The organism is Allobosea massiliensis (assembly GCF_042655245.1).
GTDB lineage: Bacteria > Pseudomonadota > Alphaproteobacteria > Rhizobiales > Beijerinckiaceae > Allobosea > Allobosea massiliensis.
In genome coordinates this window covers 12,978-35,098 of the sequence record NZ_JBHSLU010000047.1, presented here as the reverse complement: position 1 = coordinate 35,098, position 22,121 = coordinate 12,978, and the positions used below count along the sequence as shown (strand labels likewise).

The 22,121-nt window shown below is 67.7% G+C and carries 20 protein-coding genes; 7 read left to right on the top strand and 13 right to left on the bottom strand.

The genetic code is table 11. The features are described 5' to 3' along the window. Nucleotides 1–20: 20 nt before the first annotated feature. Genes ACFPN9_RS15505 through ACFPN9_RS15490 form a run of 4 tightly spaced genes read right to left on the bottom strand, consistent with a single transcriptional unit; the run spans nt 21 to nt 2,141 of the window. Nucleotides 21–653, bottom strand: a complete 633-nt coding sequence (locus tag ACFPN9_RS15505) for a hypothetical protein (RefSeq protein WP_067989393.1) — start codon at nt 651–653, stop codon at nt 21–23. Then, nucleotides 650–1,261, bottom strand: a complete 612-nt coding sequence (locus ACFPN9_RS15500) for a hypothetical protein (protein WP_156450830.1) — start codon at nt 1,259–1,261, stop codon at nt 650–652. Before ACFPN9_RS15500 ends, ACFPN9_RS15505 begins: the two co-directional genes overlap by 4 nt. After that, entirely contained in the window at nt 1,258–1,716 is a 459-nt protein-coding gene (locus tag ACFPN9_RS15495) for a M23 family metallopeptidase (RefSeq protein ID WP_067989391.1), read from the bottom strand. Before ACFPN9_RS15495 ends, ACFPN9_RS15500 begins: the two co-directional genes overlap by 4 nt. Further along, a complete protein-coding gene (locus tag ACFPN9_RS15490) occupies nt 1,713–2,141 on the bottom strand; it encodes a hypothetical protein (protein ID WP_067989390.1) in 429 nt (142 codons plus the stop codon). The genes ACFPN9_RS15495 and ACFPN9_RS15490 overlap by 4 nt, the downstream gene beginning before the upstream one ends. A gap of 485 nt (nt 2,142–2,626) precedes the next feature. Between ACFPN9_RS15490 and ACFPN9_RS15485 the strand changes: the two genes are divergently transcribed. Next, a complete protein-coding gene (locus ACFPN9_RS15485; protein WP_067989389.1) occupies nt 2,627–4,753 on the top strand; it encodes a tetratricopeptide repeat protein in 2,127 nt (708 codons plus the stop codon). A gap of 180 nt (nt 4,754–4,933) precedes the next feature. After that, entirely contained in the window at nt 4,934–6,745 is a 1,812-nt protein-coding gene (locus tag ACFPN9_RS15480; protein ID WP_377817235.1) for an ATP-binding response regulator, read from the top strand. Nucleotides 6,746–6,752: 7 nt separating this feature from the next. Here ACFPN9_RS15480 and ACFPN9_RS15475 read toward each other — a convergent pair whose 3' ends face one another. Beyond that, the gene (locus ACFPN9_RS15475) at nt 6,753–7,397 is read right to left on the bottom strand and encodes a response regulator (protein WP_067989386.1); all 645 of its coding nucleotides are present in this window, start codon (nt 7,395–7,397) and stop codon (nt 6,753–6,755) included. A gap of 133 nt (nt 7,398–7,530) precedes the next feature. On the opposite strand from ACFPN9_RS15475, the gene ACFPN9_RS15470 reads away from it, so the two are divergent. From ACFPN9_RS15470 to ACFPN9_RS15460, 3 genes are all read left to right on the top strand, one after another. Next, nucleotides 7,531–8,376, top strand: coding sequence for a MotA/TolQ/ExbB proton channel family protein (locus ACFPN9_RS15470; protein ID WP_082732878.1), 846 nt, complete (start codon nt 7,531–7,533; stop codon nt 8,374–8,376). A gap of 70 nt (nt 8,377–8,446) precedes the next feature. Next, nucleotides 8,447–10,192, top strand: a complete 1,746-nt coding sequence (locus tag ACFPN9_RS15465) for a hypothetical protein (RefSeq protein WP_067989385.1) — start codon at nt 8,447–8,449, stop codon at nt 10,190–10,192. 8 nt (nt 10,193–10,200) lie between these two features. Then, nucleotides 10,201–11,619 (top strand): hypothetical protein, encoded by a 1,419-nt coding sequence (locus tag ACFPN9_RS15460; RefSeq protein ID WP_067989384.1) that lies wholly within the window; start codon nt 10,201–10,203, stop codon nt 11,617–11,619. Between the two features lie 123 nt (nt 11,620–11,742). Here ACFPN9_RS15460 and ACFPN9_RS15455 read toward each other — a convergent pair whose 3' ends face one another. Together ACFPN9_RS15455 and ACFPN9_RS15450 are read right to left on the bottom strand one after the other, a co-directional pair. Next, entirely contained in the window at nt 11,743–12,258 is a 516-nt protein-coding gene (locus ACFPN9_RS15455) for a DUF4189 domain-containing protein (RefSeq protein WP_377817234.1), read from the bottom strand. A gap of 81 nt (nt 12,259–12,339) precedes the next feature. Further along, a complete protein-coding gene (locus ACFPN9_RS15450; RefSeq protein ID WP_067993607.1) occupies nt 12,340–12,696 on the bottom strand; it encodes a hypothetical protein in 357 nt (118 codons plus the stop codon). A gap of 305 nt (nt 12,697–13,001) precedes the next feature. Between ACFPN9_RS15450 and ACFPN9_RS15445 the strand changes: the two genes are divergently transcribed. Continuing rightward, on the top strand, nt 13,002–13,448 hold the full coding sequence (locus ACFPN9_RS15445) for a hypothetical protein (protein ID WP_377799796.1): 447 nt from the start codon (nt 13,002–13,004) through the stop codon (nt 13,446–13,448). Between the two features lie 14 nt (nt 13,449–13,462). Here the strand turns inward: ACFPN9_RS15445 and ACFPN9_RS15440 are convergent, their stop codons facing one another. From ACFPN9_RS15440 to ACFPN9_RS15415, 6 genes are all read right to left on the bottom strand, one after another. Continuing rightward, entirely contained in the window at nt 13,463–16,177 is a 2,715-nt protein-coding gene (locus tag ACFPN9_RS15440; protein ID WP_377799797.1) for a caspase family protein, read from the bottom strand. 139 nt (nt 16,178–16,316) lie between these two features. Next, nucleotides 16,317–17,165 (bottom strand): hypothetical protein, encoded by an 849-nt coding sequence (locus ACFPN9_RS15435; protein ID WP_156451001.1) that lies wholly within the window; start codon nt 17,163–17,165, stop codon nt 16,317–16,319. A gap of 240 nt (nt 17,166–17,405) precedes the next feature. After that, nucleotides 17,406–18,122, bottom strand: a complete 717-nt coding sequence (locus tag ACFPN9_RS15430) for a hypothetical protein (protein WP_156450999.1) — start codon at nt 18,120–18,122, stop codon at nt 17,406–17,408. Between the two features lie 50 nt (nt 18,123–18,172). After that, nucleotides 18,173–18,967: an SDR family oxidoreductase gene (locus ACFPN9_RS15425; protein WP_067993563.1), complete on the bottom strand. Its 795-nt coding sequence runs from the start codon at nt 18,965–18,967 to the stop codon at nt 18,173–18,175. A 33-nt stretch (nt 18,968–19,000) separates the two neighbouring features. Further along, nucleotides 19,001–19,768 (bottom strand): 7-alpha-hydroxysteroid dehydrogenase, encoded by a 768-nt coding sequence (gene hdhA / locus ACFPN9_RS15420; protein ID WP_067993560.1) that lies wholly within the window; start codon nt 19,766–19,768, stop codon nt 19,001–19,003. A 58-nt stretch (nt 19,769–19,826) separates the two neighbouring features. Beyond that, a complete protein-coding gene (locus ACFPN9_RS15415) occupies nt 19,827–20,168 on the bottom strand; it encodes a MarR family transcriptional regulator (protein WP_377817241.1) in 342 nt (113 codons plus the stop codon). Nucleotides 20,169–20,906: 738 nt separating this feature from the next. Here ACFPN9_RS15415 and ACFPN9_RS15410 point away from each other — a divergent pair. Next, a complete protein-coding gene (locus tag ACFPN9_RS15410; RefSeq protein ID WP_156450998.1) occupies nt 20,907–21,701 on the top strand; it encodes a hypothetical protein in 795 nt (264 codons plus the stop codon). Nucleotides 21,702–22,121 lie beyond the last annotated feature (420 nt).

The window sequence follows — 22,121 nt, the reverse complement described above, 5'->3', positions numbered from 1 at the left end:
CATCGGTCCCCTCCTTCTCTTCAGCCGGCGGCGGCTTGCGCGGCGCGGTACGTCGCCAGGCGTTCGCGGAGACGACCGGCGATGCTGTTGTGACGATCCTGCCCGTCCCAGAAGACGAGACGACCGCGTTCGTGGATCGGGCTCTTCAGCTCGATGACGAAGAAGAGCTTGCCCTCGAAGGCCGGCAGATCCATCGAGCGCAGCTCCTGCACCTGCGCCCAGGGCACGTGCACGGTCTTGATGTCGCCCTCCCGATAGCCGACGCCGTCTTGCGTCAGCTCGCGAATGACGACGAGCTCCCGGCCGAGGCGCCGCAACGGCCTTTCCTTGCGCAGATCCGCAATGGCCTCCGTCAGCGTGAAGGCTGCGAATAAGGCGACGACAATCGTCGCGACCGCGCCCATCACGATCGAAGAGAAGGCAGCGGATTCGCCCCGCAAGGACCGTGTTCCGAGCCCGGCCCACCATTCGTGGATCGCCGGGAGCCCGTTTTGCGGCACGAACGCGAACATGAGGTAGATCGCCGCGACGGCGGCGAAGGCGCCGAGGGCGAGGAACATCGCGATTTTCAACGGCTTGGTGGGCCGCTCGAGCGAACCGTCGAAAGCATCCCTGAAGGTCCCGCCGCCTTCGGCGACCGTCTGTCCTGTCATCGTGAATTCCCCCTGATCGAGCGATCGCCGTCACAGATCCGACGGGCGCTCGTCCCCCCGAACTCTTCCCTCGCGAAAACATAGCGCAACGAGGCCTGCATGACGCGTGCCTCCTCGCTGCCGGCGCCCTTCGCCACCAGCCGCGCGGCCGCTTCCTTGCCCCGCCTCCGGGCCGTGTTCAGCACCGCCGGCCTGATCTCGCCGAAGCCAGGCCGGGATACCGCGTCCCGCGCCCAGGCAAGTGCCGAGCGCATTCGCACGGCCTCCTCCGGCGTGAAGCAGCTCCAGGCTCGCTGCAAGGCGAGCCCGAGCGTCGCGTCATGGACCAGCGGGCCGAGCGCATCGAGCTGCGCCGAGAGCGGCTGCGCCGGCCGGCGCGGCCGGACGATCAGTGCGCCGCCACGCGGACCGCACGTCGCCTCCGCCGCGGCAACCGAGGACAGCAGCGGCAGGCTCAGCAGGGACAACAGGAAGCGGCGTGTTTGCATGAGGTCCCTCGAACTGCGGATCGAGACTTTCTGCTCCGGATCGGGCCCGCCGCGCCATTGCGCCGGCTTGCCGTGCATTGCCTCCTCTTGGCTGGCAATTCCGCCGACGCGGGAGGTCACCGGGCCTCTCCCATCAAGGGCGCAGGATCGATCCATCGCTCGTTTCGCCGCAGGGCGAGCGTGAAGGGCGACGAGGTCGTGCGGCCCAGTCTCGCGCCGGCCGCGACGCAGCGTCCGGCACGGACGCGGAGCTGCGACAGCGGACCGTAACGCAGCTCGCTCCCGTCGCGCTGCCGGACCCGGACGAAGCGGCCGATCCGCGTGGCTTCGACGGGCTCGACCCGGCCGCCTCGCACCGTCACCACGGCCTGGCCGCTGAGAGTGCGGAAGACCATGTTCGGCTGGAAGACCGCCATGCCGATGACGGGATGCAGGCGGTGCCCGAACCGGTGTTCGATCGGGGCCTTCACCGGAAGCGGCCGGGCCCTGCCCTCCGGGCAATCGGAAGCGTGCACCGGGACAGGCTGCAGGAGCAGCGGGCCGAGCACGGCGGCGAGACGGGGAGCGAGTCTCACGAGCCTGGTCCTTCCAGCGGATAAAGCTCCATCTCCACCGGCTCGTCGTCGCCGGGCACCCTCTGGAGACAGGGCACAGGGTTGCGCCCGGAGCCGCTCGCGCAAAGCAGGCTGTGGTTCGGCGCGCCGTTGGTGCAGGCGCTGAAGTCGATCTCGACCAGGGTCGGGCCGTTGCTCGTGCGGTAGGTCACCCGGCCGCAGCCGGCGACATCGCCGTAGAAGGAGCTTTCGCGGACACGGCCATAGCCGTCCCGGCGGAGGCACAAGACTTCGGCCGCATTGCCGCGTTCGGGCTTCTCGCCCTTGGGCAGCACCATCCAGCAGCCGCCGGCGGCTAGCGGCGCGCGGGGCTCGGCGCCGGCAGGCAAGGCCGGAACGAACAAGGTCGAAGCCACGAGCAAGACATAGGCGCAACGACGTCGCATCGAACGCTCCTGTTGGCAGTGATGTGCGGATCGCACGGCGTCGATCCTGCTTGCGTGCCGGGCTTGACGGAATTGCCGGGCCTTGCGCCGAGTTGCGCCGCCCGGCCTGCTGACGAGCGGGGCGCCTCCTTCACGTCGGCGCTGGTCGTTCATCCGCTCCTCGCGCGCAGACGCCGAGGTTGCGCGCGAGGAGCGCTTGGACGACGAGCGCGGGCATGTATCGGATATGATGGAAGTTCCTTGCGCTCAACGGTCCTAAGACCAATGTCCATGGAGGCCGAGCAGACGGGACGTTCGGCCGCTACACAAAGAGAGCGGGAGCCGTCACATTAAGGGAGAACGAAGGCTCATCACCGTGAAGCCTTTGCTGTTGGCGTGATGGCCAGCTTCGCCGTCGGCCACGGGATGAAGGAGAGCGAGATGTGCGTCCGGTTCGTGGGGCTCACGATGAGCGGGCTGCCGGAACCGCGACCGGGCGAGATCCCATGCGCCACGTAGTCCTCCTTCTCGTGCTGCTCGGCCTCGCCGTCCCAGCGGCGGCCAGCCCTCGCGACGATCTGGTCGCAGCTTTCGGACGCGGCGACCGCGGGGCAGCGCTGTGGCTGGCGAAACCCCTCGCCGAGCAGGACGACATGCTGGCCCAGTACATGCTCGGGACGCTCCTGCGTGACGACACGGGGACGCGTCAGGAGGCGGCCGTCTGGCTGCGGAAGGCGGCAGAGAAGGGCCATGTCGCGGCGCAGGGCGAACTCGGCTACCTCCTGTTCTTCGAGCTGAAATCGCGCGCGGAGGGCCGAAGCTGGATCGAGCGGGCGGTCCGGGCGAACTATCCGCCCTCCTTCAGGGACCTCGGCTGGATCCTGGAGAACGAAGGACGCGGTGCGGAGGGCCTGAAGGAGGCAGCCGAGCACTACCGGCGCGGCACGGAACTCAACGATCGCAACGCGACGTTGCTCTACGCAAACGCGCTGCTCAAGGGGCGCGGCGTTGCGAAGGACATCGCGGCGGCTGCCGCACTGTACTGCAGTCTCGGGCGCGCTTCCGGCGACCTGCAATGCGGCAAGCTGCTGCTTCAAGGCGCCGTCCCCGGGAAGACGGCGTCCGATGGCGTCGTCATGCTGCGGCGGCTGTCCGACCAGGGAAACGCCGACGCGCGCGTCGCCCTGGCCGAACACCTCCTCAACGCGCCGGCCGGGGCGAACGACGTCGACGATGCGGTGAAGCTCTTGCGCCTGGCGGCGGAGCAGGGCCATTCGGCCGCCCTTTTCGACCTCGGCGCGCTGGCGATCCGCGGGGTCGGCGGCCCGAAGGATCCGCGAGCGGCCTTCGAGTGGTACGGCAAGTCCGCTGCCGCGGGCTATGCCGCCGCCTACCAGCGCATGGGAGATATCGCAGTTGCGGGGCTCGACGGCAGACCGGACCCGGCCGAGGCGCTGCGGCTCTACCGGCTCGGCGCGGAAAAGGGCGATCCGTCGGCGCAGGAGAGCCTCGCGATCCGCCTCTACAACGACGAGGCGCCCACGCGCGACCGGGCGGCGGCGGCGGCGCTGTTTTGCGGCCTCGACACCGCGAGAGCGAATTACAACTGCGCTGCCGCGATTTTCGCCGGGTATGCCGCGGAGAAGGACAAGGCGGTCGCGGTACGCCTCGTCAGGAAGGCCGCGGCCGCCGGCCACCTCACGGCGATCGCCGAGCTCGGGAACCTGCTCATCACCGGGACGAATGTCGAGAAGGACATCGCGGAAGGCGTGCGGCTGACCAAGCAGGCGGCCGAGCACGGCTCGCCCGTCGCATATTTCAACATGGGCTATATCTGCGCCGCAGGCCTCGACGGGAGCCAGGACTATGCCGATGCTCTGCGATGGTACCGCAAGGCGGCGGACGCGGGAAACGCCGAAGCCCATGCGCGGATCGGCTGGCTGATGAGATACGGCCCGAGCGAGCTCCGCGACCCCGCAGCGGCCTATGCCCATTTCCGCAAGGGCGCCGAATTGGGGAGCACCGATGCACTCTTCCAGCAGGGGATGGCACTGCAGGACGGGTTCGGCGTCGCGCAGGACGAGACGGCGGCGGCCGGGATCTTCTGCCAGATGACGACGACGCTCGGCCGCTATCACTGCGCGCGGATGGCCATCGCCGGCAAGGCGCGCGGCCTCGACAAGGCCGCCGGCTTGGCATTGCTCGAAGCGCTCGTGAAGGAAGGCGACCGGGAGTCGATCCGGCTGCTGGCCTACTACAACCTCAACGGCATCGGGATCAGGAAAAATATCCCCGAGGGCCGGCGCCTCGTCGAGCTGGACGTGGCGCAGGGCGACGCCACCGCCATGGCCTGGAAGGGGGAGATGCTGGAGAAGGGCATCGGCTATGAGCGTTCCCTGGCCGAGGCTGTGCGCTGGTACGAGCGCGCCGCCGAGCAGGACCAGTCGGATGCGCTGCTGGCCCTCGGGCGGATCTACGAGAAGGGATTGCGCGGCAAAGCCGACCCCGATTCCGCGCTCAGATTCTACCGCCGGGCCTTGCAGGCGGGGAAGGCCGAGGCCGGCGCCGGGGTCAGCCGCCTGTCGCGGCGCCCGGATGCGTCGACGGTCCTCGATGTCCTGCCGCCGCAATAGCGCCGCACCGATGAGCCGGATCGAAGGCGATCGGCGAGGACGGAGAGTGCGGTCGCCATCGGACCGGCGAGGCCCAAATCGGAAGCGACTTCACCTCGAAGGGTCGCCATCACCCGAAGAAGGACGAGCCGCTGTCGGGGGGCATGTGCGATCGCCCAGTCTCGGCGGTGCGACTTTCCGATGAGAGAGCATCGCGTCACCGGACGCCTCACCGCGACGACGATCGCGCCGACGGTCAGGGAGGCCGACGAGGCCGCACTGCGGCGCGAGCAGATCGATGAGGTCTTCCGAATGGTGATCCCGGGTGTGGCCGGTGCCGGCCTCGCCGCGCTGATCCTCGCGGTGTTCCTGGTCGCGCTCGGCGCATCCGATCCCCGCACCGCCTCCATCTGGGCCGCCTGTGTCCTGACATGCGCCGTCGCGCATACGCTCCTCGCCCTTGGCTACCGGCGCGCCGATTGCGTTGTCAGGGCCGCATCGACATGGCCACTCGCCTTCACCGTCGTTGCGGGGCTGGAAGGAATCGCCTGGGGCTTCGCCCCCGTGGGCCTGACGCCTGACGCTCCCTTCGACATACGCTTCCTTCCTCTCGCCGTCACGCTCGGGGTGACGGCCGGCGCGATTCCCGCCTTCGGCCCGTGGCTGCCTGCCTTCCTCGCATTGTTCCTGCCCGCGACCTTGCCCTATGTGGCCGCGAATTTTTTCGCCCCGGCGCTCGTCGAGCGGGCGAGCGCGTTCCTGATGCTGATCTATGTCGTGGTCATGGGCGGCCTCGGCGTCCGCAGCCACCGCGCCTTCATCGAGATCGTCGGCTTGCGGCTGCGGAGCGAGGCGCTGGCGGAGGACCTGCGGCGGGAACGGGATACAGCCGATGCAGCAAATCGTGCCAAATCGAGCTTTCTGGCTGCGGCAAGCCATGACCTGCGCCAACCGGTGCATGCGCTCGGTCTGTTCGCGGGAGCGCTGCTTCGCCTGGACCTGCCCGGCGAGGCTCGTCTCCTCGTCGAGCGGATCGAGGCGTCCGCCGCTGCCATGGACGGCCTGTTCAACGCCATCCTCGACATCTCGCGGCTCGATGCCGGCGTGGTCGAGGTCGCGCCGCGAGCCTTCCGGGTCGGCCCCTACCTCGCCCGCATCTGCCGCGACCTCCGTCCCGAGGCGGAGGCCAAAGGGCTGCGGCTGCGCTGCCGCTCCTGCGACGAGGTGGCCTGGACGGACCCGTTTCTGCTCGAACGCGTGGTGCGCAACCTCGTCTCCAACGCGGTCCGCTATTCGGACCGGGGCGGCGTGCTCGTCGCGTGCCGTCGACGCGGCGGCCGCCTCGCGATCCAGGTCTTCGACACGGGTCCCGGCATCGCCGCGGGCGACCACGAGCGCATTTTCCAGGAATACGTTCAGATCGGAAATGTCGAGCGCGACCGCACCAAGGGCTTGGGCCTCGGATTGGCGATCGTGCGGCGGACCTGCGCGATCCTCGATATGCCCATCGCGCTGCGCTCCCGCATCGGCCGAGGCTCATGCTTCGAGGTTAAGATGGCACTCTCCGACGAGGCTGCCCTGGCGGAGGATTCCGTCGCGGCGGCGCCGGGGGCGCTCGCGGAGAGAAGCCTGATCGTCGTGATCGACGACGAGGCGTCCATCCGCGAGGCGATGGAGCGCCTGCTCGCGGGCTGGGGCCACGACGTCATCGCAGCGGGTTCCGGTGACGAAGCGGTCGCGCGGCTCGCATCGCACCCGACGCGGCCGGATCTGATCGTCTCCGATTATCGCCTGCGGGACGGCGAGACGGGAACCGAGGTGATCGAGCGCCTTCGCTCGGAATTCAACGAGACGATCCCGGCGTTGATCATCACCGGCGACACCGCGCCCGACAGGCTGATCGAGGCCCGGACGAGTGGCCTCGTACTCCTCCACAAACCTGTGCCGAACGGGAAACTGCGCGCCGCGATGCGCAATCTCATGGTGGGCGCGCGCGCATCCTCGGGCGAATGAGACCGCCTCAGATAAGGCCCGCCGCACGCGCCGCCGCAGCCGCCTGGGTGCGGTTGATGGCGCCCAGCACCTTGAAGATGGCGGTGACGTGCGCCTTCACGGTCTTCTCCGAGAGATCGAGTTCGTAGGCGATGATCTTGTTCGGCTGCCCGGAGCTCAGGCGGCGCAACACCTCGACCTGACGCGCGGTGAGCGCAGAGGCGGTGACGTCCGCCGGGCTCGGCGGCACCTTCTGAGGGAGCGCCGTTCCCGTCACCTCGGCGAGGATGAGGGGCGGCACATAGACCTCGCCATCCATCACGAGGCTGATCGCTGCGAGCAGCGTGTTGTGGCTCGCCGATTTCGGGACATAGCCGAGGGCACCACTGGCTAGGGCGCGGCGAGCGTCTTCCGCCTTCTCCGAAGAGGACAGGACGATCACCGGCACTTCCGGTCGCACGCGGCCGAACTCGCCGATCGCGCTGAGCCCGTCCATGCCGGGCAGGACCATGTCGAGAATGACCACGTCGAGATCGTCGTTCGCTTCGGCCAGACGCAGGGCCTCAGGCACCGTTCCGGCTTCGAGCATCGCCACCTCGGGTCCGGCCCGCCGGAGCAGGGCCGCGATGCCCTCGCGCAAAACGGGATGGTCATCGACGATCAGAAACTTCATCGCCGGAGTATTGCCCGACTCCGTGACGCCGGAAAGAGCGCGTAGGTCTCGCGACCAAAGTCCCATTCGTCTCGACTCCCGGCCGACCATCGGTCAGATTGTCCCACATTTCCAATATTGCAACGTATTCGCCATGACGGACACTTCAGCGACCGCAGGGGAAGGCACCGTGTTGGCTCTCGCGCAGGGCGGGCCGCATCCATGGCCGACGGTGCCGGCGGCCTGGCGCGTCCGGCTGACCGCGCTGGGGATCGCGGCCGTCGCCATCCTCGTGACCACCCTGATGACCGTCCCGGATTCCCCCACGGCCGCTCTTCTTCTCGACCGGCAGCGCTACAGCGTCTTTCCCTATCCCTTCACCATCCAAAACCTCATCTACCTCGCTCTCGCCTGGGCGATGGGTGAACTCTACCGACGCTGGCGCGCCGCACGACGCGAGCGCGCCTTCCTTCAGGCCGGCTTGTTGCCGGAAGACCCCAATTCTCTCCTCGAACTGCACGAACTCGGGCCGATCCGCCGCCGCGTTGCCGAACTGCACGATGCCGAAAGCGGCTTTCTTCCGGCCCTGATCGACCTGACGATCCTTCAGCTCCAGGCGAGCCGCTCGGTCGATCAGGCGATCAACGTGCTCACCAGCTCGCTGAACCTAATGAGCGACCAGGTCGACCTGCGCTACCAGATGCTGCGCTACATGGCGTGGCTCATCCCGACGATCGGCTTCCTCGGCACCGTCATCGGCCTGTCGCTCGCGCTGCACCTCATCGACCCTGCCAATATGGATCTCGGCAAGGTGGTCGGCGGCCTCTCGGTGTCGTTCTACACCACGCTCGTCGCGCTGATCGCCAGCGCGATGATGGCCTTCGTGCAGCATGCCGTTCAGGAACAGGAGGAGCTCGCGCTCAATGCCGCCGGGCAATACTGTCTCAAGAACCTGATCAACCGCGTCTATGTGGACCACGAGAGCGTGGTCGCGCGATGAGGACAGGGCCGGCGAGGCAGCCGCGATGAGGAGGCGAAGGCGGCAAGCCGAAACCAGCGAGGTCGCCTTGATGGCCGTGATGACGAAGGCGATGGGAGCCTTCCTCATCCTCATGGTCTTCGGGATGAAATATTACATTCCCGACTTCACCTCCGAACAGATCGCCGCAATCGTCCGGGCCTCTCTCGACGGCGTCCGCACGCAGCTCGAGGCTTCCAGCCGGAAGTTGAAATCCGGTGATTACACCAGGGAGGATCTCGATCGTCTCCAGCAGCAGATCGACGCGGCCGTAGCCAGCCTCGCCCAGAGCCAGCGCGACGTGTCGCGGCTCCAGACACGGCTCGATCAGGCGAGCTCCCAGCTGCACCGGGTCGAGGACGAGCGAAAGCGCCTCCAGACGGCGCTCGCCGATGCCGAGGCGCAGACGCGGCGGTTCGAGGCGGAGGCGGCGGCGCTCAGGGCGGAGGTCGAGCGCCTGAGGGCGGAGGACAGCGTGGCGCTGAAGGCACGCATCGCTCAGCTCGCTCGGGAGAACGCGGCGCTTGCGGCGCGGCGGACGGCGGTCGTTCAGTTGCGTTACAGCTGTTCGGATGCGGTGATCGTCGTCGGTGTCTCGCATCAGCAGGTGCGGGAGCTCGGCAAGCCCGAACCCGTGATACCCGCGGACGACTCGCCAGGTTACGGGCCCATCCTGCGCGGCCCGGACGAGATAGACCCGGGCGAGAGCCTGGACTTCAGCCCGCTGCGGGGCACGCGCGAGTTAGCCTCGACCTGGATCGGTCGAACGCTTCGCCCGGGCGATTCCCTGGCGGTCTATGCGAAATACCTGAATGCAGTCCCGGCGGGGGGCGGCCAGGGTCCTAGCTTGGCGGAGAGCTCTTGTGCCGTGTCGAGCTTTCTGTCTTCCGGCGGCCCTGCCGTGGGAGCGCCGCCCATCCGGATCGGCCCGCAGCAGCCCTTCGTCTTTATCGGCCTCGTGCGTCTCGATGGCGAGCAGCTCAAAGCGGTACCGCTCGACGAAGCACAGCAGCGCTGGTTCAGGGCGCGGTTGGACGACGCACCCTGCAGGGCGCCGATCTGCGACCCGTCGAGCGCCGCCGCCCGCACGGCGCTGCGCGGCTATCTCGCCGTTCTCTATGGCAGGCGCCTCGCCGACAAGCCCGCCGGTGCGCCTGGCAACGAAGGCGCCGCAGGGTCACTTTTGACGGATCTGCTCGACGGCTATGTCGCGGGTAGCATCGACCAGCCGGCGCTGACCCGTTGGATCGGTTTGATTGAGGCCGATTCCACGCAGGCGGCCGGCGCGCCGCCGGGCGCGCCCGACGCCCTCGCGCCCGAACTGCGTCCGCGTCTTTCGGCGGCGGGCGTGCCCCCGGGCGTGGCCGAAGCGTTCGTCCGGCGGGCCTCGCTCGGCTGGTGGAGCCCGGCGGAGCGGGAGGCGCGCTTGCGCCGCGCCGGCATCGCACCGATTCCCGGGGAATTCGAGGCGCGGGCGGCTGCGATACCCGCGCAGCCCGGCCATGTCGCACTGATAAAGCCGATGGTGGACGAGGGCGCGATGACGGCCGCCCAGGGCATCGAATGGCTGACACTCATCACCCGGGCCCGCGAAGCCGGACGCCCGGGCAGCACAGCCGGGCCGCCGCCATCCCCCAACCCGCCGCCGCAGCTCGACCGCCTCTCCGACGGCCTCACCGCAAAGGGATTCCCCGAGCAGATTCGCTCGATCGTCTGGGGCCTTGCCCAAGGCGGCACTCTCCGGGCCGCCGACGCCCTCGACCTCCTGTCACGCACGAAGGGACGCCAGAGACGATGAGCCGGCGTATGCTCCGCTGCCTCGATGGCCATCCCTATGATGCCAATGCCCACGAAGCTTGCCCGGTCTGCGGCGCGGCGCCCCGGCTCCAGGCGGAAACGAACCCACCCCCGCAACCGGAGGCGGAGGAGCAACAGCAAAGCGCATCCCTGCCGCCGAAACCCCGGTGGCGCGGGCCTGTCCTGGCCGTCCTGGGTCTCGCGCTCCTCGCCTGCGGCTGGTTCGCCTTCGAACAGTTGCGGCCGGCCGATTGCCGGCGGCCGGAGAACGCCGAACGCGGTCCATGCGCGGCCGAGGCCGGGCAGCGCCGGCAGGCCGAAGAGCGCGCGCGCCTGGCGGCGGAAGAGGGCCGAAAGGCAGCAGCCGCGCGACAGGAGGCCGAGAGCCACCGGCGCGGGGAGGAAGCGCAGCGGGTGGCGTCCGATGCCCGGTTCAAGAGCGAAGCGGAGCGCGCAGTCGCAGCCTTCCTCACCGAGCCCAGCGGTGCGGTGGCGCGCGTGCGCGCGGCCTATGCTCCGCTGGACCCAGCCGAGGTGGAGCCGCTGCTCGATACGCTCTCGCCGCTGCCCTTCGCCGAGGGGCAGTTGCGCCTCTCGCGCGCGCTTCGCCACGGCCTCGTGCTGACGCGCGCCTTACGCGCCTTCCGGGCCGGCCAGACGCCGACGGCCCGCGCCCTTCTCACGGGCCTCTCCAAGGCGACACCCCCGGAGCCGAACCGGCCCCTCGCCTACGCCTCCTTCGCCCTGGGCTTCATCCTCGCGACCGCGGGCACCGACCCCGGCGACGCGGCTGCGGCCGCCTTTCACCTGCGCACGGCGGCCGAACTGGGTCTCGTGGACGCGGTGGTCGAATTGCTGCGCCGGCCGAACCTCCTCACCGCAGCCGGGATCGATGAGCGAGGCGCCGCGCGTCTCCTCGAGACCGCCGCCATCCAGGCCGGCCAGTCGGCCGCGGTCGAAGACCTCTACAAGCGCCGCAACCTCAATCCGATGCCGGCCGCTCTCCTGATCAAGGCGTTTACCGATGCGCTGGCCGCGGGCGATTGGCCCGGCTTGATCGCCGCGTACAAGGCGATCGGCGAGCGGCGTGCGCCGCTCGTCGATGCGAACATGGCCTATGCCGTGAGCAGCGCCCGGGGACTCGACGGGCCCTATGACCGCCTTCTCGTCATGGCGGACGGGGGCGCAGCCGTCATGCACCCGCGGTCCCGCGGGGTCATCGGGTGGCTCTGTGAGACGGGGCGCGCCGGGCTCCCCAAGGATCTGCCGAACGCCGCTCTTTGGATTGCGCTCGCTCTCACGGGCATGAAGCCGGACGATGCGCTCTTCGCTGAGCTGAGCAAGCGCTATGCCGGGCTCAAGGACGCGTTGCCACCGGGCCAACGCGCGCTCGTCGAGCAGGTCGCAAAGGATATCGGGGTTCAGTGAGCCCTCCCGGCCGCCTGCTTCGGACTGGACCTCCATTTTCCGCTCGGCGCTGTTCTCGCTGCCATCGAACCGCGTTCGCCCGCTCATCGCGGGCGCTTGTGCCGCCTTGACCTGGAACGTGCTTCAGGACGAGCAGAACGCCTCCTTCACGGTGCACCGGCCCTTGTCGTCCTGCTCGCACTCCGCCAGGGCCGCACGGCGGGCGGCCGCGAGCGAACCGCGCCAATATGTCCACCAACGGCCGTTGCCCGCGGTCACGAGGGCGGCGCAGGCGTTGGAGAACCAGAGCCGTACCCGGCAGCCCGGAAGCCCTCCGGCGATGCAGTTTCGCATCGCCGCGGCTTCCGCGCGCCCGCGAGATTCGTAATCATAGGATGTTCCCCATCGCAGGGAGCCCTTGTCGCTGTCGGAGATCGCGATGGCGCCATAGCCGCCACCGGACCGGCCGGGACCGCTGCCGGGCGCCGCTCCAAAGGGCGAGAGGCCGTCATTCGATCCGGCACAGGCCCTGTAGCAGTCGTTATACATGCCGTTGCACATCATCGAGCACTGATTGTTCTGGGCCGCGGCCGGGAAGGCCAGCAGCAGCGCCGCAGCGACGGCCGCGCTCGCAAGACGAAAGCGGGTGATCATGGACATCGCGATACCCCCTGTAAGAAGCTGAAAAAACCAAGCGATCGGCCGGCGCGGAGATTCCGCGTCGAACCGGGAAAGAGGCCGTCAAGGCCCGAAGACACTCGCCGCGGCGTCCGCGACCTGTCGTTCCGGATACGCTCGGCAATAGGCGATGATCGCAGCGGCGATACCGTCTGGGCCCGCGAAGCGCCGGTGAGGCTCACCGGTGCCCGATTCCACACGCCCGGTGAGGTAGCCGAAGCTCCATTGCAGCGCGGCGTGCCCCTCCGGCAGACGCGCCTTGGGAGGCGAGTCCAGCACGCGGCAGGACAGGCCGCCCGCGCCGTTCAGGCGCGGCACCGCGCTCTTGGCTGGCGCCGTCGCGCAGAGGAGGCACAGCGCCAGTCCGGCTCGCGCCATCGATCGGTTGAGCGAAAGATGTCCTGGTGTGGTGATCGACATGGGTCCCTCGGCCGATCGAAGAAGATCTCGTTTACTTTTGCCACCGGGCCGGCATCTGTCGATTGCTTCCGGTTGCCGGGCCTTGCCGTTGGCGAGCCGCCTCAGCGGGCGCGGGCAAAGAGCATGGCGGCGTCAAAGAGGATGCGGCCACCCCTTCCTCGCGAATCCTGTCTCACGGCGAACCGCAACCCAGCGCAAGCAGGCGCAATCGTCGCCGAGCGATCAAAGCTGTATATTCGGAAAACAGATCAGAGGTCGCCACGGGCCACCCGGTACAGGACATCATCAGCGCGAAGGAGAACGTCATGGATCTTCAGCAGAACCCTGGGGCTGAGCCCCCCGCCGCGCAGAAGGAACTCGGCTGGACCGGGAACCTGCTGTTCATCGTCTGCGGCGCGATTTCGATGGCGGTGGGCCTCTGGATCGCCAGGGCGGCGACCGACTTCCTCTTCCCGGAACCGTGGCTGAAGCCCGGCGCCCCCTATCATCCCTCCGTCGCGTGGCTCGTGCGGGATTTCCCGGAGCCGCGGCCGCCACAGAACCACTGGGACATCGTGCAGGATGCCGGCTTCGCCGCGTCGTGGCTCGCCCACAAGCTCGCCACGACCGTCGCAAGCGTGGTGATGGTCTGGCCGGGCATCGTCTTCGGCAGTCTCATGCTCTTCACCGGCTTCCTATGCTTCTTCGTGACGTGGAGGCTCTTTGTGGAGCGGATCTACGATGGGCGGTGGCCGGCCGGCAGAGCATCGTGACCGGCACCTTCGATCTATGGCGTTGGGCCGCGCGATCCGACGCGCCTCGCCGGCGGCAGCTGGGCGAGGATGAGCCAGCGCAGTTCGTCCGCGGGAAGAGCATCGGCCTCCTCGCGCCTCTCGCCGCCGATGAATAGGACCGGCTGAGCCGTCAGCCCCGTCGCCACTATGATGTCGTCGTGCTGACGTTGGAGGGCCGCCCGAGCCGTACCGTTTCGAAGGCATGCATCGACATCGACGGGTGGGATGTCCCCCTCGCTGAGGACGTCAGCGAAGGCCCGTCTTCGCTGCGCTTCTTCGGCGATGCTCCCCCACCGGACGGCGGCGGCCACGAGCTTGCGAAACCGAGCGAAACGCGTCTCGGGGGCGGCGCAGACAGCGAGCAGCGAGGCCTCGACGCTCGCGTCGCCGGGAGCCCTGAGCGGCACGACCGAAAGATGCGCGTCGCCGCTCGCGACGAAGGGTTCGACGACCTGCATCAGCTTCTCGAGACCGCAACTCCCGCAGGACGGGGACATCGCGAGCGTCAATGACAGAGGCGCGTCCGGACGGCCGGCCGTGATGCCGAGCGAAGAATCGAGCACCCGCTCCAACGTTCGCTCTGTCGCGATCCGGTCGAGTTCACCGCGCGCATCGAGCCCGATCCGCGGTTCCGGCGTCGCTCTGGCGACATCGCGTAGCAGAGCCTCGGCCTTGGCCGGATCGCGCAGGGCGGGATCGCCGTAGAGGTAGAGCCGGGCGAGCGTAAAGCGGGCATGAAGGTTCTGCGCGACCTCAGGCCGCTGGAGGAGCGCCATCGCCTCCTTCTGCTGCGGGTTGACGATCTCGCGTCCGTCGGCGCCGGTTCGGCCATCGGCGAGGAGGAGGCCCAGCCTCAGGATCGGCTCAGGCTGACCAGCTTTCGCCGCCGCGCGCAGCATTTCGAGCGCCCGCTGCGGGTTTCGCCCGTCGCCCAGATAATAATCCGCGAGATCGAGTGTCGCAGGCTCGAATCCGGCCCTGGCCGCCTCGTCCGCGAGCGCAAGCGTGTCCGGCCCGATGCTGTGCTCGCGCCCGATGCGCTGGCGAGCCTGCCAGTAGCGGCCGGCGATATCGCCGCGTGACGCCAGAAGGCCGAGCAGGCGCGTGCGCTCCTCGGGCTCTAGCCGATAGGCCGGATCGGTTTCCGCACGCCGCACGATAACCGCGATGGCGGGCCGAAACCCGGCGGCGACCGCTTGCTGCAGCCAGGCACGTTCCCGTTCCGGCGAAAACAGAGCCGGCGAAAGACCGTTTCCGCTGAAATTCTGCGCAGCGTAATAGGCGACCTCACCGGTGCTGTCCTCTGCCGCCGCCTTGCGAAAGGCCGCCTCCACCTCGTCCAGCGCCTCGTACGGAATGCCTCCGATGCCGCCGCTGCGGAGCGTCGCCTCCGCGACCGGCGCGAGAATGGCCGCGACGAGGACACCCTTCGCCTCGGCGTCCCGCAGCGACCGGACGATAGCCGCCGGGCCGGCTTCGGCCGTATAGCGCAAGGGCGCGATCAGCATCGGCGCGATCACACCGAGCGGAAGATCGGTCTGTGCCGCCCTTTCGGCGAGAGCATAGGCCTCTCGCTCTCTCGTTTCCCGCGCTTGTAAATGGAGGGCGTCGGCATCCTGCGAGGCCCAGCCCGCGGCCAGCAGCACAGCCTTCGGATCGCCATCGCGGAGACCGGTCGCGACCTGCTCTTTGGCACCGGCTTGAGAAGCCGCCTTTTCGACCAGCATGCGCGGGATTAATTGACACCAGTCGCGGCGCGTCAGCCCATAGCGATCCGGCGCTCCGTCCCAGGGCCGGGCGCAGGTCAGATCATAGGCCGCCTTGTCGAGCAGGCCCGCGCGCAGCAGCCAGGTCGTGCGCGTTTCCGGATAGGCGGTCCACCACAGCGTTGCCGCCGCAACCATCGCCAGCGCCGCGACGCCGGTGGCCATGCGCTGCACGGCCTGCCGGCGCGAGAGCCGGAACGGCGGACGTTTGCTCCAGTCGCGCAGCCGCTGCTCGTCGGATTCCGTCAGGGACAAGGGCGGCATGAAGCCTTCGCGATAGACCGAGACCGTCTGCTCGTCCTTCGTCCAGAGGCCGACCTTGGTGGCGACGTCGTCGATCATGTCCTGCAGGCGGCGGCCGGGGACGAGCAGCCCCGGCAACTCCTCGGACAGAGCGAGCGCGAAAGGGCTGTGATCGCCCCATCCGTCGGCGGCGCGCGCCCGGGCCGCCGTCGAGAAGATGAGTTGCGAGGGGCGCGGCAGCTTGGCGCGCGCGAGCCCGGCCGTGACGCCGGCCGCATCCGCGGACATGTCGGTCACGACCTCGTCGCGGCAGGCGTCGATCGCGACGATGGTGGCGCGGCGGGGGCAGCGGGCCAGCTGCGCCACCGCGACGTCGAGCGGCAGCGATCGCGTTGCGAGATAATGCGGCGCCGGGATGCGCGCATCGACCGGCAGCAGGAAGTTGCCGCCCTCGTGCTGCACGCCGTGTCCCGCGAAATAGAGCAGCGCGATCGCGTTCGCGCCGGCCGCGTCGAGCTCTTCGCCGAAGGCGATGACCGCGTCCTGCATCGCAGCCAGCGTTGCGTTCTCGACCCGTCGCACGGAAAAGCCCATGCCTTCGAGAGTCCAGGCCAGCAGGCGCACGTCCCGGACCGGATTGGCGAGCGCAGCCGGGGAATAGGAGGCGTTGCCGATCAGCAGGGCGAAGCGCTGCTCCACACCGGATCCAGAAGGTCCATCGATCTCAGGAGCGGCGGCCGTGGAATCCGGCGGAGCGTTGGAATCCAAGGCACTGGCTGCGGTAGCGCAGCTCTCTCCCGATAGATCGAACCAGCGGCTGCGCATCTGCGTCGCTCCGTCAGATGGTCACGATGTACTCGGCGCTCGAAACCGTCACGGCGCCCGCGTTGCGCCGCTGCAGGCGGCGCAGATTGGTCAGGAAGCGGGCCGTCTCCTCCTCGTCTAGCGCGCCCGGCTCCGCATCCGCCCCCCGCGGATCGAGTAGTCGGCGACTGTCGGTATCCCAGAGCAGCGCCGTGGTCGCCAGGAACCGTCCGGGCTTGGGCTGCACGGGCGCCGCTTCAGGCATCAGCAGCAGCTTTCCCTCTACCAGGCGCGGGCGGGACGGGGACGGCAGCCAAAGGATCGTTTCGGCCCAGCTGAGTTCCCAACATCTGTGTCCGATCGGGCGCGTGTCGCGCGCAAGCAGCGTATAGGCCATGGCGGGCTCGCGATCGATGCCTTGCACCGCGATGCGGCCCTTGTGCCGGCCCGCCTCGAAGACCACGGGTCCGTCGCCGCCGGACGGCAAGAAGCCGTCGAAGCTGCGATCGGCCGCGAATTTCTCGATGACGAGCCGCACGGTTCCCTGCGGATTGACCCCAGGTGCCAAGTCGCCGAGCAGCGCGTCCTGCGCCCGGTCGAGCGTTTCGCCGTCCTCGATCCGCGCTGCCGACTGGATGCGACGGATGAAGTCGTAGAGCGGGAGTGTGAACTCGGACGGAGCCAGCGGCTCCGCCAGTCCGGGCAATCCACGCGCTCGCAGGCTGACGTCGAGACGCTTGTTGACGATCTCGGCGAGTTCGGTGGCGGTATCGAGGGAGAAGCCGTAATCGCCGTAAAGCAGCTTCGAGAATTTCGGCGCGCTGCTCTCCCAATTCGTCTCGCCGAACAGCCGAAAGGCAATCTCCGCCTCGGGCATCGGCATGCCGACGAGCTCCCGAAAAGCGCGCCATTTCAGATACAGGCCCGGAGTCGTCGCCATATGGTCCAACCACCTGCGATGCGGTTCAGCTTCATCATGATGCTGTGCCGCAGCCGCGAAGACAATTGCGGTGCCGAATGTCTGGTATCCAGCAAGCTCCCAATGTCGGGTTGTGGCGCATCCTTCCCGAACAGCGCGGCGATGGAAGAACAGCGAGCACTTCCGGCGGCGGCGAGGTTGCATCTATCGGTCGGACGGCTTTTCGGCTCCAGCTGGCCGCGGTGCGTCAACCATCAGAACGTCATCGAAGCTCGGAGACAGGACGGTCCTGCAGCGGTCGAGCCTTGACGCCCTTTGCTCATAGTTGGCCTGGGCGATCCTCTGCTGCATCTGCTTCTCAAGCAACGCCGTCTTCGTTTCACGGCCCAGCCGGTTCAACTGCCGAGCACGTTCTGCGGATTTGGTCGCGAACGCAGCCCACGCCCGCATGGCCTCGACCTCGTCGGGGCCCTTCTCACAACCTGCGTCCCAAGCGCGCCGGAACGTCGCATAGAGGGCATCGACCGGGACGTTCACCCCACTGAAGTGCTTCGCCATTTCGCCCATCGCCTGGTATTGGGCCGACACCGTCGCTAGACTTTTTTCGGCGACGACCAGCTGCTTGCGGTTCCAGAGATCCTTAAGCCGGGCGATCTCCAGCTCGACGAGCGGGATCGCCTTCTTCCGGTAGAGCTCTTCTTTCTGCTTCAGCAGCGCCTGGTCGCGAGCGATCTGAGCCTTGACCACGTCGATCTGGATCGCCGCCAGCATGCTCTGGTACCCATAGGAACGGCCATAATCGACGAACATCATGACGGCGACCTGGCGATCGCTGACCGACTTTGCGGCGTCCCGGCTCTGCGCCGAGGCCACCGACATTGTGCCGAAGGCGGCCGAGACCGCAGCAGCCGCAATCGCCATTCTCATAGCCAAGGTTCCCTTCGTGCCGGCGGCGCCGCGGATCGCTCTGGTCAGTGCCCAAAGAGACGCACCACACCGCCCCCGCCATGCACGTTGATGGTCTGTCCGCTCACCCAGCTGCTGCCCGGCGAGCAGAGCCAGAGCACGGCATTGGCGACGTCCTCCGGGGTGCCGGGGCGACCTGTGAGGGTGTCGGGGTGCTTCATGCGCTGCTGCACGGCCTCGTCGATTCCTGCATCGGCATAGCCGGCGGTGAGGACCGTTCCGATTAGGACCGAGTTGACCCGCACCTTGCGAGCCAGCAAATGCGCGACCGAAACCATCATCTGGTTGAGCGCCGCCTTCGCCGTGGCATAGGGAAGGATGTCGTAGGCCGGTATGGCAGACGAGAACGACCCCGAATTGGTGATCGTGGCGTTCGTCGCCGCCAGCAGATGGGGCAGGCAGGCCATGCTCATCCGATACGCGCTGATCGTATTGAGGCGGTAGGAGGCGATGAACTCCTCATCGGGGATCGCGGTCGGATCGTCCTGCCGGCCGCCCCAGCCGACATTGTTGACGAGCGTCGAGAGGCCCCCGAAAGCGGTGACGGTGGCGGCCACGACGGCCTCGATCTGATCGGTCTTCGTCACGTCGCAGACCTGGCCGAGGCAGTCTGCCCCCGTTTCGGCGGCGATGGACGCGGCCGCTGCGGCGGCCTTGTCGCCGTCGAGATCGGCGATCATGACCCGTGCTCCAGCCCCTGCGAGGCTGCGGGCGATGGCCGCCCCGATGTTCTGGGCACCGCCGGTCACGATGGCCGTATGGCCTGCCATCCGGAACCCGGCAAAAGCATCGAAGCCCATCGATCTCCTCCTGTGTGATCAGGTCGCGCGAGGTCAGTCCAGCTCCTGCACGCCCCCGCCGCTGACGGTCAGCACCTGGCCGCTGATCCAGCTCGCCGCGCGCGAACACAGGAACAAGGCGGCATTGGCGATGTCGGCGGCCTCGCCGAGACGACCCAGCGGCGTGTGCCGCAGCATCGCCGTCTCGACCTCCGGCGTCAGCACCGAGGCCAGCGCGTCCGTGCGGATCGCGCCGGGCGCGATGGCGTTGACGCGGATACCGCGGGGCCCGAGATCGAAGGCGATGTTGCGGGTCAGGTGATTGACCGCCGCTTTCGACGATCCGTAGGAAGCCATGCGCTGGTTGCGGTTCTCGCCGGCCATCGAGGAGATGTTGAGAACGGCGCCGCCGCCTGCTTCAGCCATGTGAGGGGCCGCCAGCTGCGTCAGCCGGAACAGCGAGAAGACATTGAGGTCATAGGCCCAGCGGAAATCGGCGATAGGCATGTCGAAGGGCTTGGGTCCCCCGCCGCCGGCGTTGTTGACGAGGATGGTCAGGCGCCCGAAGGCACCGATGGCACCGGCCACCGCAGCCTCGAGCTGGTCGGGCTGGGTGACGTCACAGGCCAAGGCGAGGGAGCGGCCGCCCGAGCTTGCGATGTCGGCGGCGACCTTCTGCGCCTCGACCTGCGTCCTGTCGGTGACCACGACGGCCGCGCCGGCCGCGGCAAAGGTCTGCGCGATCGCGCGGCCTATGCCTGCACCGGCGCCGGTGACGAGTGCGACGTCCCCGTCGAGACGAAACAGCGATGGATCGTACATGGGGTCCTCCCGACGCCACCGTCGCGATGCGGCGGGCGGGCGGCAAGGGCCTACCTGCTCAAAGCGGGCGCTCTGTTCCCGTTACGATCTTTGAGAGTTGTCGGGCCATGCGCAGAACGCGGTCCATCGATCTGGCATCGAGCGCATCCAGCCCATTGTCGCCCTGACGCGCCACTGCCACGCCATCGCGAAGGGCGATCACCCAGAGGCCCGACGGTTTCGGGACGATCCAGCCGCGGCTCTCCAGCTTGGCAAGCTTGCGGCGGACGGTTTGCCTGGGAATCCCGGTGACATCGGCGATCCGCGACGCCGTGATCCCGATGGGGCCGGGGATCGAGCGCGGCTTGACCAGGCCGTCGGGGCCGACGTCGAGACCGGCCCGCAGATGAACCTGGCCCATGACGGCCAACACCAGCATCTCCTGAAGGTCGCCACCAAAGACGCGGCAGCAATCCGCCAGATGCGCCGTCAGAAACTCGACATAGTGATAGCGGAGCTGCAACGCTCGCTCAGCCTCGAGGGGATCGCCTTCAGCACGAATGGTGCGGTCTCCTGCACAGCATCTCCACGATCTGACCCGAGAATGGCTCCGGTCGCAACCGGGCACGGTTCGACCCCGAGCGCAGCCCGGCGGAGCCGTCCGTCCGCATTGGACTCGCCCTCAACGCCGGTTGTGACGAATTTTGCCTAGGCGAGAGGCTGGCAATTCTGGTGTTTTCTTCGGTGACGGAGGTGCTGCTGGCGTTCGAGGTTCGCTTCGATCGACAATACTGTCGGAACAGCAGCAAATGGCCATGTCATCGAACATACGCGGCGAACAGCAGTGACCGTTACGGCATCGGTCATGGAAGCCTCCTAAAGTAAGGGAAAACAGCCCCGAGATCTTCCGATGCAGCGCCTCACAAGAGAAATCTCAAGCGGAACGCGCAGCAGCGGCTTGCGACGTGTTGCGACGGCAATCCGAATCAGGCATGTTTTTCTGGTCTAAGCTGACGCTTTGCGTCTGTGGCCCGTGGAAGCCGTTGTTAGACCCGATGAGGTTGAGACCCTCGCACAGCTGGCGGGTCTCGGTCCGTCTGTGGTCAACAACCGGGGCCGTCTTTGCTTTCCGGTCAGGTTCAGCCGGGAAGGCTCATTCATGAAGACACCGGCGACAGCAGGAAGCCCAATCGGTAATTCTGGCTCTATCATCAATACCAAGCGCGAACAGATGTTCGCTGTGACGCTGTCTCACATGCGCAGCGCACCACTGTTCCGTCTGACGGAGCGTGCCGCGTCGCAAACGCAGGCGATCGCCAATGCTGAGCGCACTTATGGACGTATTGTCACGGCAATCATCGGGAGTTCGGACTTGCGTGACGAGGAGAGGTATCTAATCCATGATGCTGATCTGACGCAGGTTCAGCGGGGTGCCCGAGCGTCTCAAGGCTGGAGGTTGCAATATTTCGTTAGGTTTGCAGACCGCATGGGGGCTGGCTTAATCGGCGACCGGCTTTCGCGATCGGAGGCCGAAACTCTGCTTGAGGAGGTGATCAGCGCCGATCATGGACTGCTAAACGCTTTGACGAGCGGGGCAATGATTGAGTTCTGTCCTTACCAAGATTGGGCGCGGAGTACGGGCTGGGTCACGATCGATTGTGCCTTCCGGGCGACTGACATCACTGGGCAAATACGCGACATGCGCCCTATCTCATCAGCAATGCGCGAAGCCACCCGCCTTATCGTGCTTGACGTACTGAGCTCGGATCGGGAAACGGTCCACGTGCCGCTGCCTCATCGCGTCGCCTTGGGCCGACTCGTCATCCAATCTGCGACGCTTCGCGCAGGTCGGATAAGAGAGGGGCTTCGCGTTCCCACCAAGCTGGTCGACTGGCTTAGGCGGAAGAATCACAATGATGTGGCTGACGCCGTCCGAGGCGCTCGGCAGCAATAGGCGAAGCCGCGGAACGTAGTCATGAACAGAACTAGGGTATTGAGCGCAGAGAGGGCAATATGGGCCTTGGTCCCGGCGTCCAGAAGCAGGTTGAGCGCCCGCAGGAAGTCGGCCGAGCAAGTTGCCAAGGCGGCCAAGCGCTAGCGGAACGAGGCCCAACCCCGTCAGGCACGCTGTAGTGGTTTGCACCGATCGATACGAGGCCTTCATGGCTGAGCGTGCCGTATCTTGCGCGGCTTAGCGCGTTCTTGATCGCGCGCCCCAGATGCTCGCAGGCCGGGTGCGCGAGCTTGTCGGAGAGCACGGTTTCCGTGGGGTTGGTCCCTGAGGGCACGGGCCTCGTATCGGCCGAGGTTCATGTCGGCCGACCCGCAGCAGGAGCCGGGATGGACGATGACGAGGATCTTCCGAGGTTGGTTC

Coding starts and splice junctions, on each gene's coding strand:
- ACFPN9_RS15410 (WP_156450998.1), top strand. CDS start 20,907: ATGAAGACACCGGCGACAGCAGGAAGCCCAATCGGTAATTCTGGCTCT.
- ACFPN9_RS15415 (WP_377817241.1), bottom strand. CDS start 20,168: ATGGGCCAGGTTCATCTGCGGGCCGGTCTCGACGTCGGCCCCGACGGC.
- ACFPN9_RS15485 (WP_067989389.1), top strand. CDS start 2,627: ATGCGCCACGTAGTCCTCCTTCTCGTGCTGCTCGGCCTCGCCGTCCCA.
- ACFPN9_RS15435 (WP_156451001.1), bottom strand. CDS start 17,165: ATGCCGATGCCCGAGGCGGAGATTGCCTTTCGGCTGTTCGGCGAGACG.
- ACFPN9_RS15490 (WP_067989390.1), bottom strand. CDS start 2,141: ATGCGACGTCGTTGCGCCTATGTCTTGCTCGTGGCTTCGACCTTGTTC.
- ACFPN9_RS15450 (WP_067993607.1), bottom strand. CDS start 12,696: ATGTCGATCACCACACCAGGACATCTTTCGCTCAACCGATCGATGGCG.
- ACFPN9_RS15455 (WP_377817234.1), bottom strand. CDS start 12,258: ATGTCCATGATCACCCGCTTTCGTCTTGCGAGCGCGGCCGTCGCTGCG.
- ACFPN9_RS15445 (WP_377799796.1), top strand. CDS start 13,002: ATGGATCTTCAGCAGAACCCTGGGGCTGAGCCCCCCGCCGCGCAGAAG.
- ACFPN9_RS15480 (WP_377817235.1), top strand. CDS start 4,934: ATGAGAGAGCATCGCGTCACCGGACGCCTCACCGCGACGACGATCGCG.
- ACFPN9_RS15475 (WP_067989386.1), bottom strand. CDS start 7,397: ATGAAGTTTCTGATCGTCGATGACCATCCCGTTTTGCGCGAGGGCATC.
- ACFPN9_RS15505 (WP_067989393.1), bottom strand. CDS start 653: ATGACAGGACAGACGGTCGCCGAAGGCGGCGGGACCTTCAGGGATGCT.
- ACFPN9_RS15470 (WP_082732878.1), top strand. CDS start 7,531: ATGACGGACACTTCAGCGACCGCAGGGGAAGGCACCGTGTTGGCTCTC.
- ACFPN9_RS15465 (WP_067989385.1), top strand. CDS start 8,447: ATGGCCGTGATGACGAAGGCGATGGGAGCCTTCCTCATCCTCATGGTC.
- ACFPN9_RS15430 (WP_156450999.1), bottom strand. CDS start 18,122: ATGGCGATTGCGGCTGCTGCGGTCTCGGCCGCCTTCGGCACAATGTCG.
- ACFPN9_RS15425 (WP_067993563.1), bottom strand. CDS start 18,967: ATGGGCTTCGATGCTTTTGCCGGGTTCCGGATGGCAGGCCATACGGCC.
- ACFPN9_RS15460 (WP_067989384.1), top strand. CDS start 10,201: ATGCTCCGCTGCCTCGATGGCCATCCCTATGATGCCAATGCCCACGAA.
- hdhA (WP_067993560.1), bottom strand. CDS start 19,768: ATGTACGATCCATCGCTGTTTCGTCTCGACGGGGACGTCGCACTCGTC.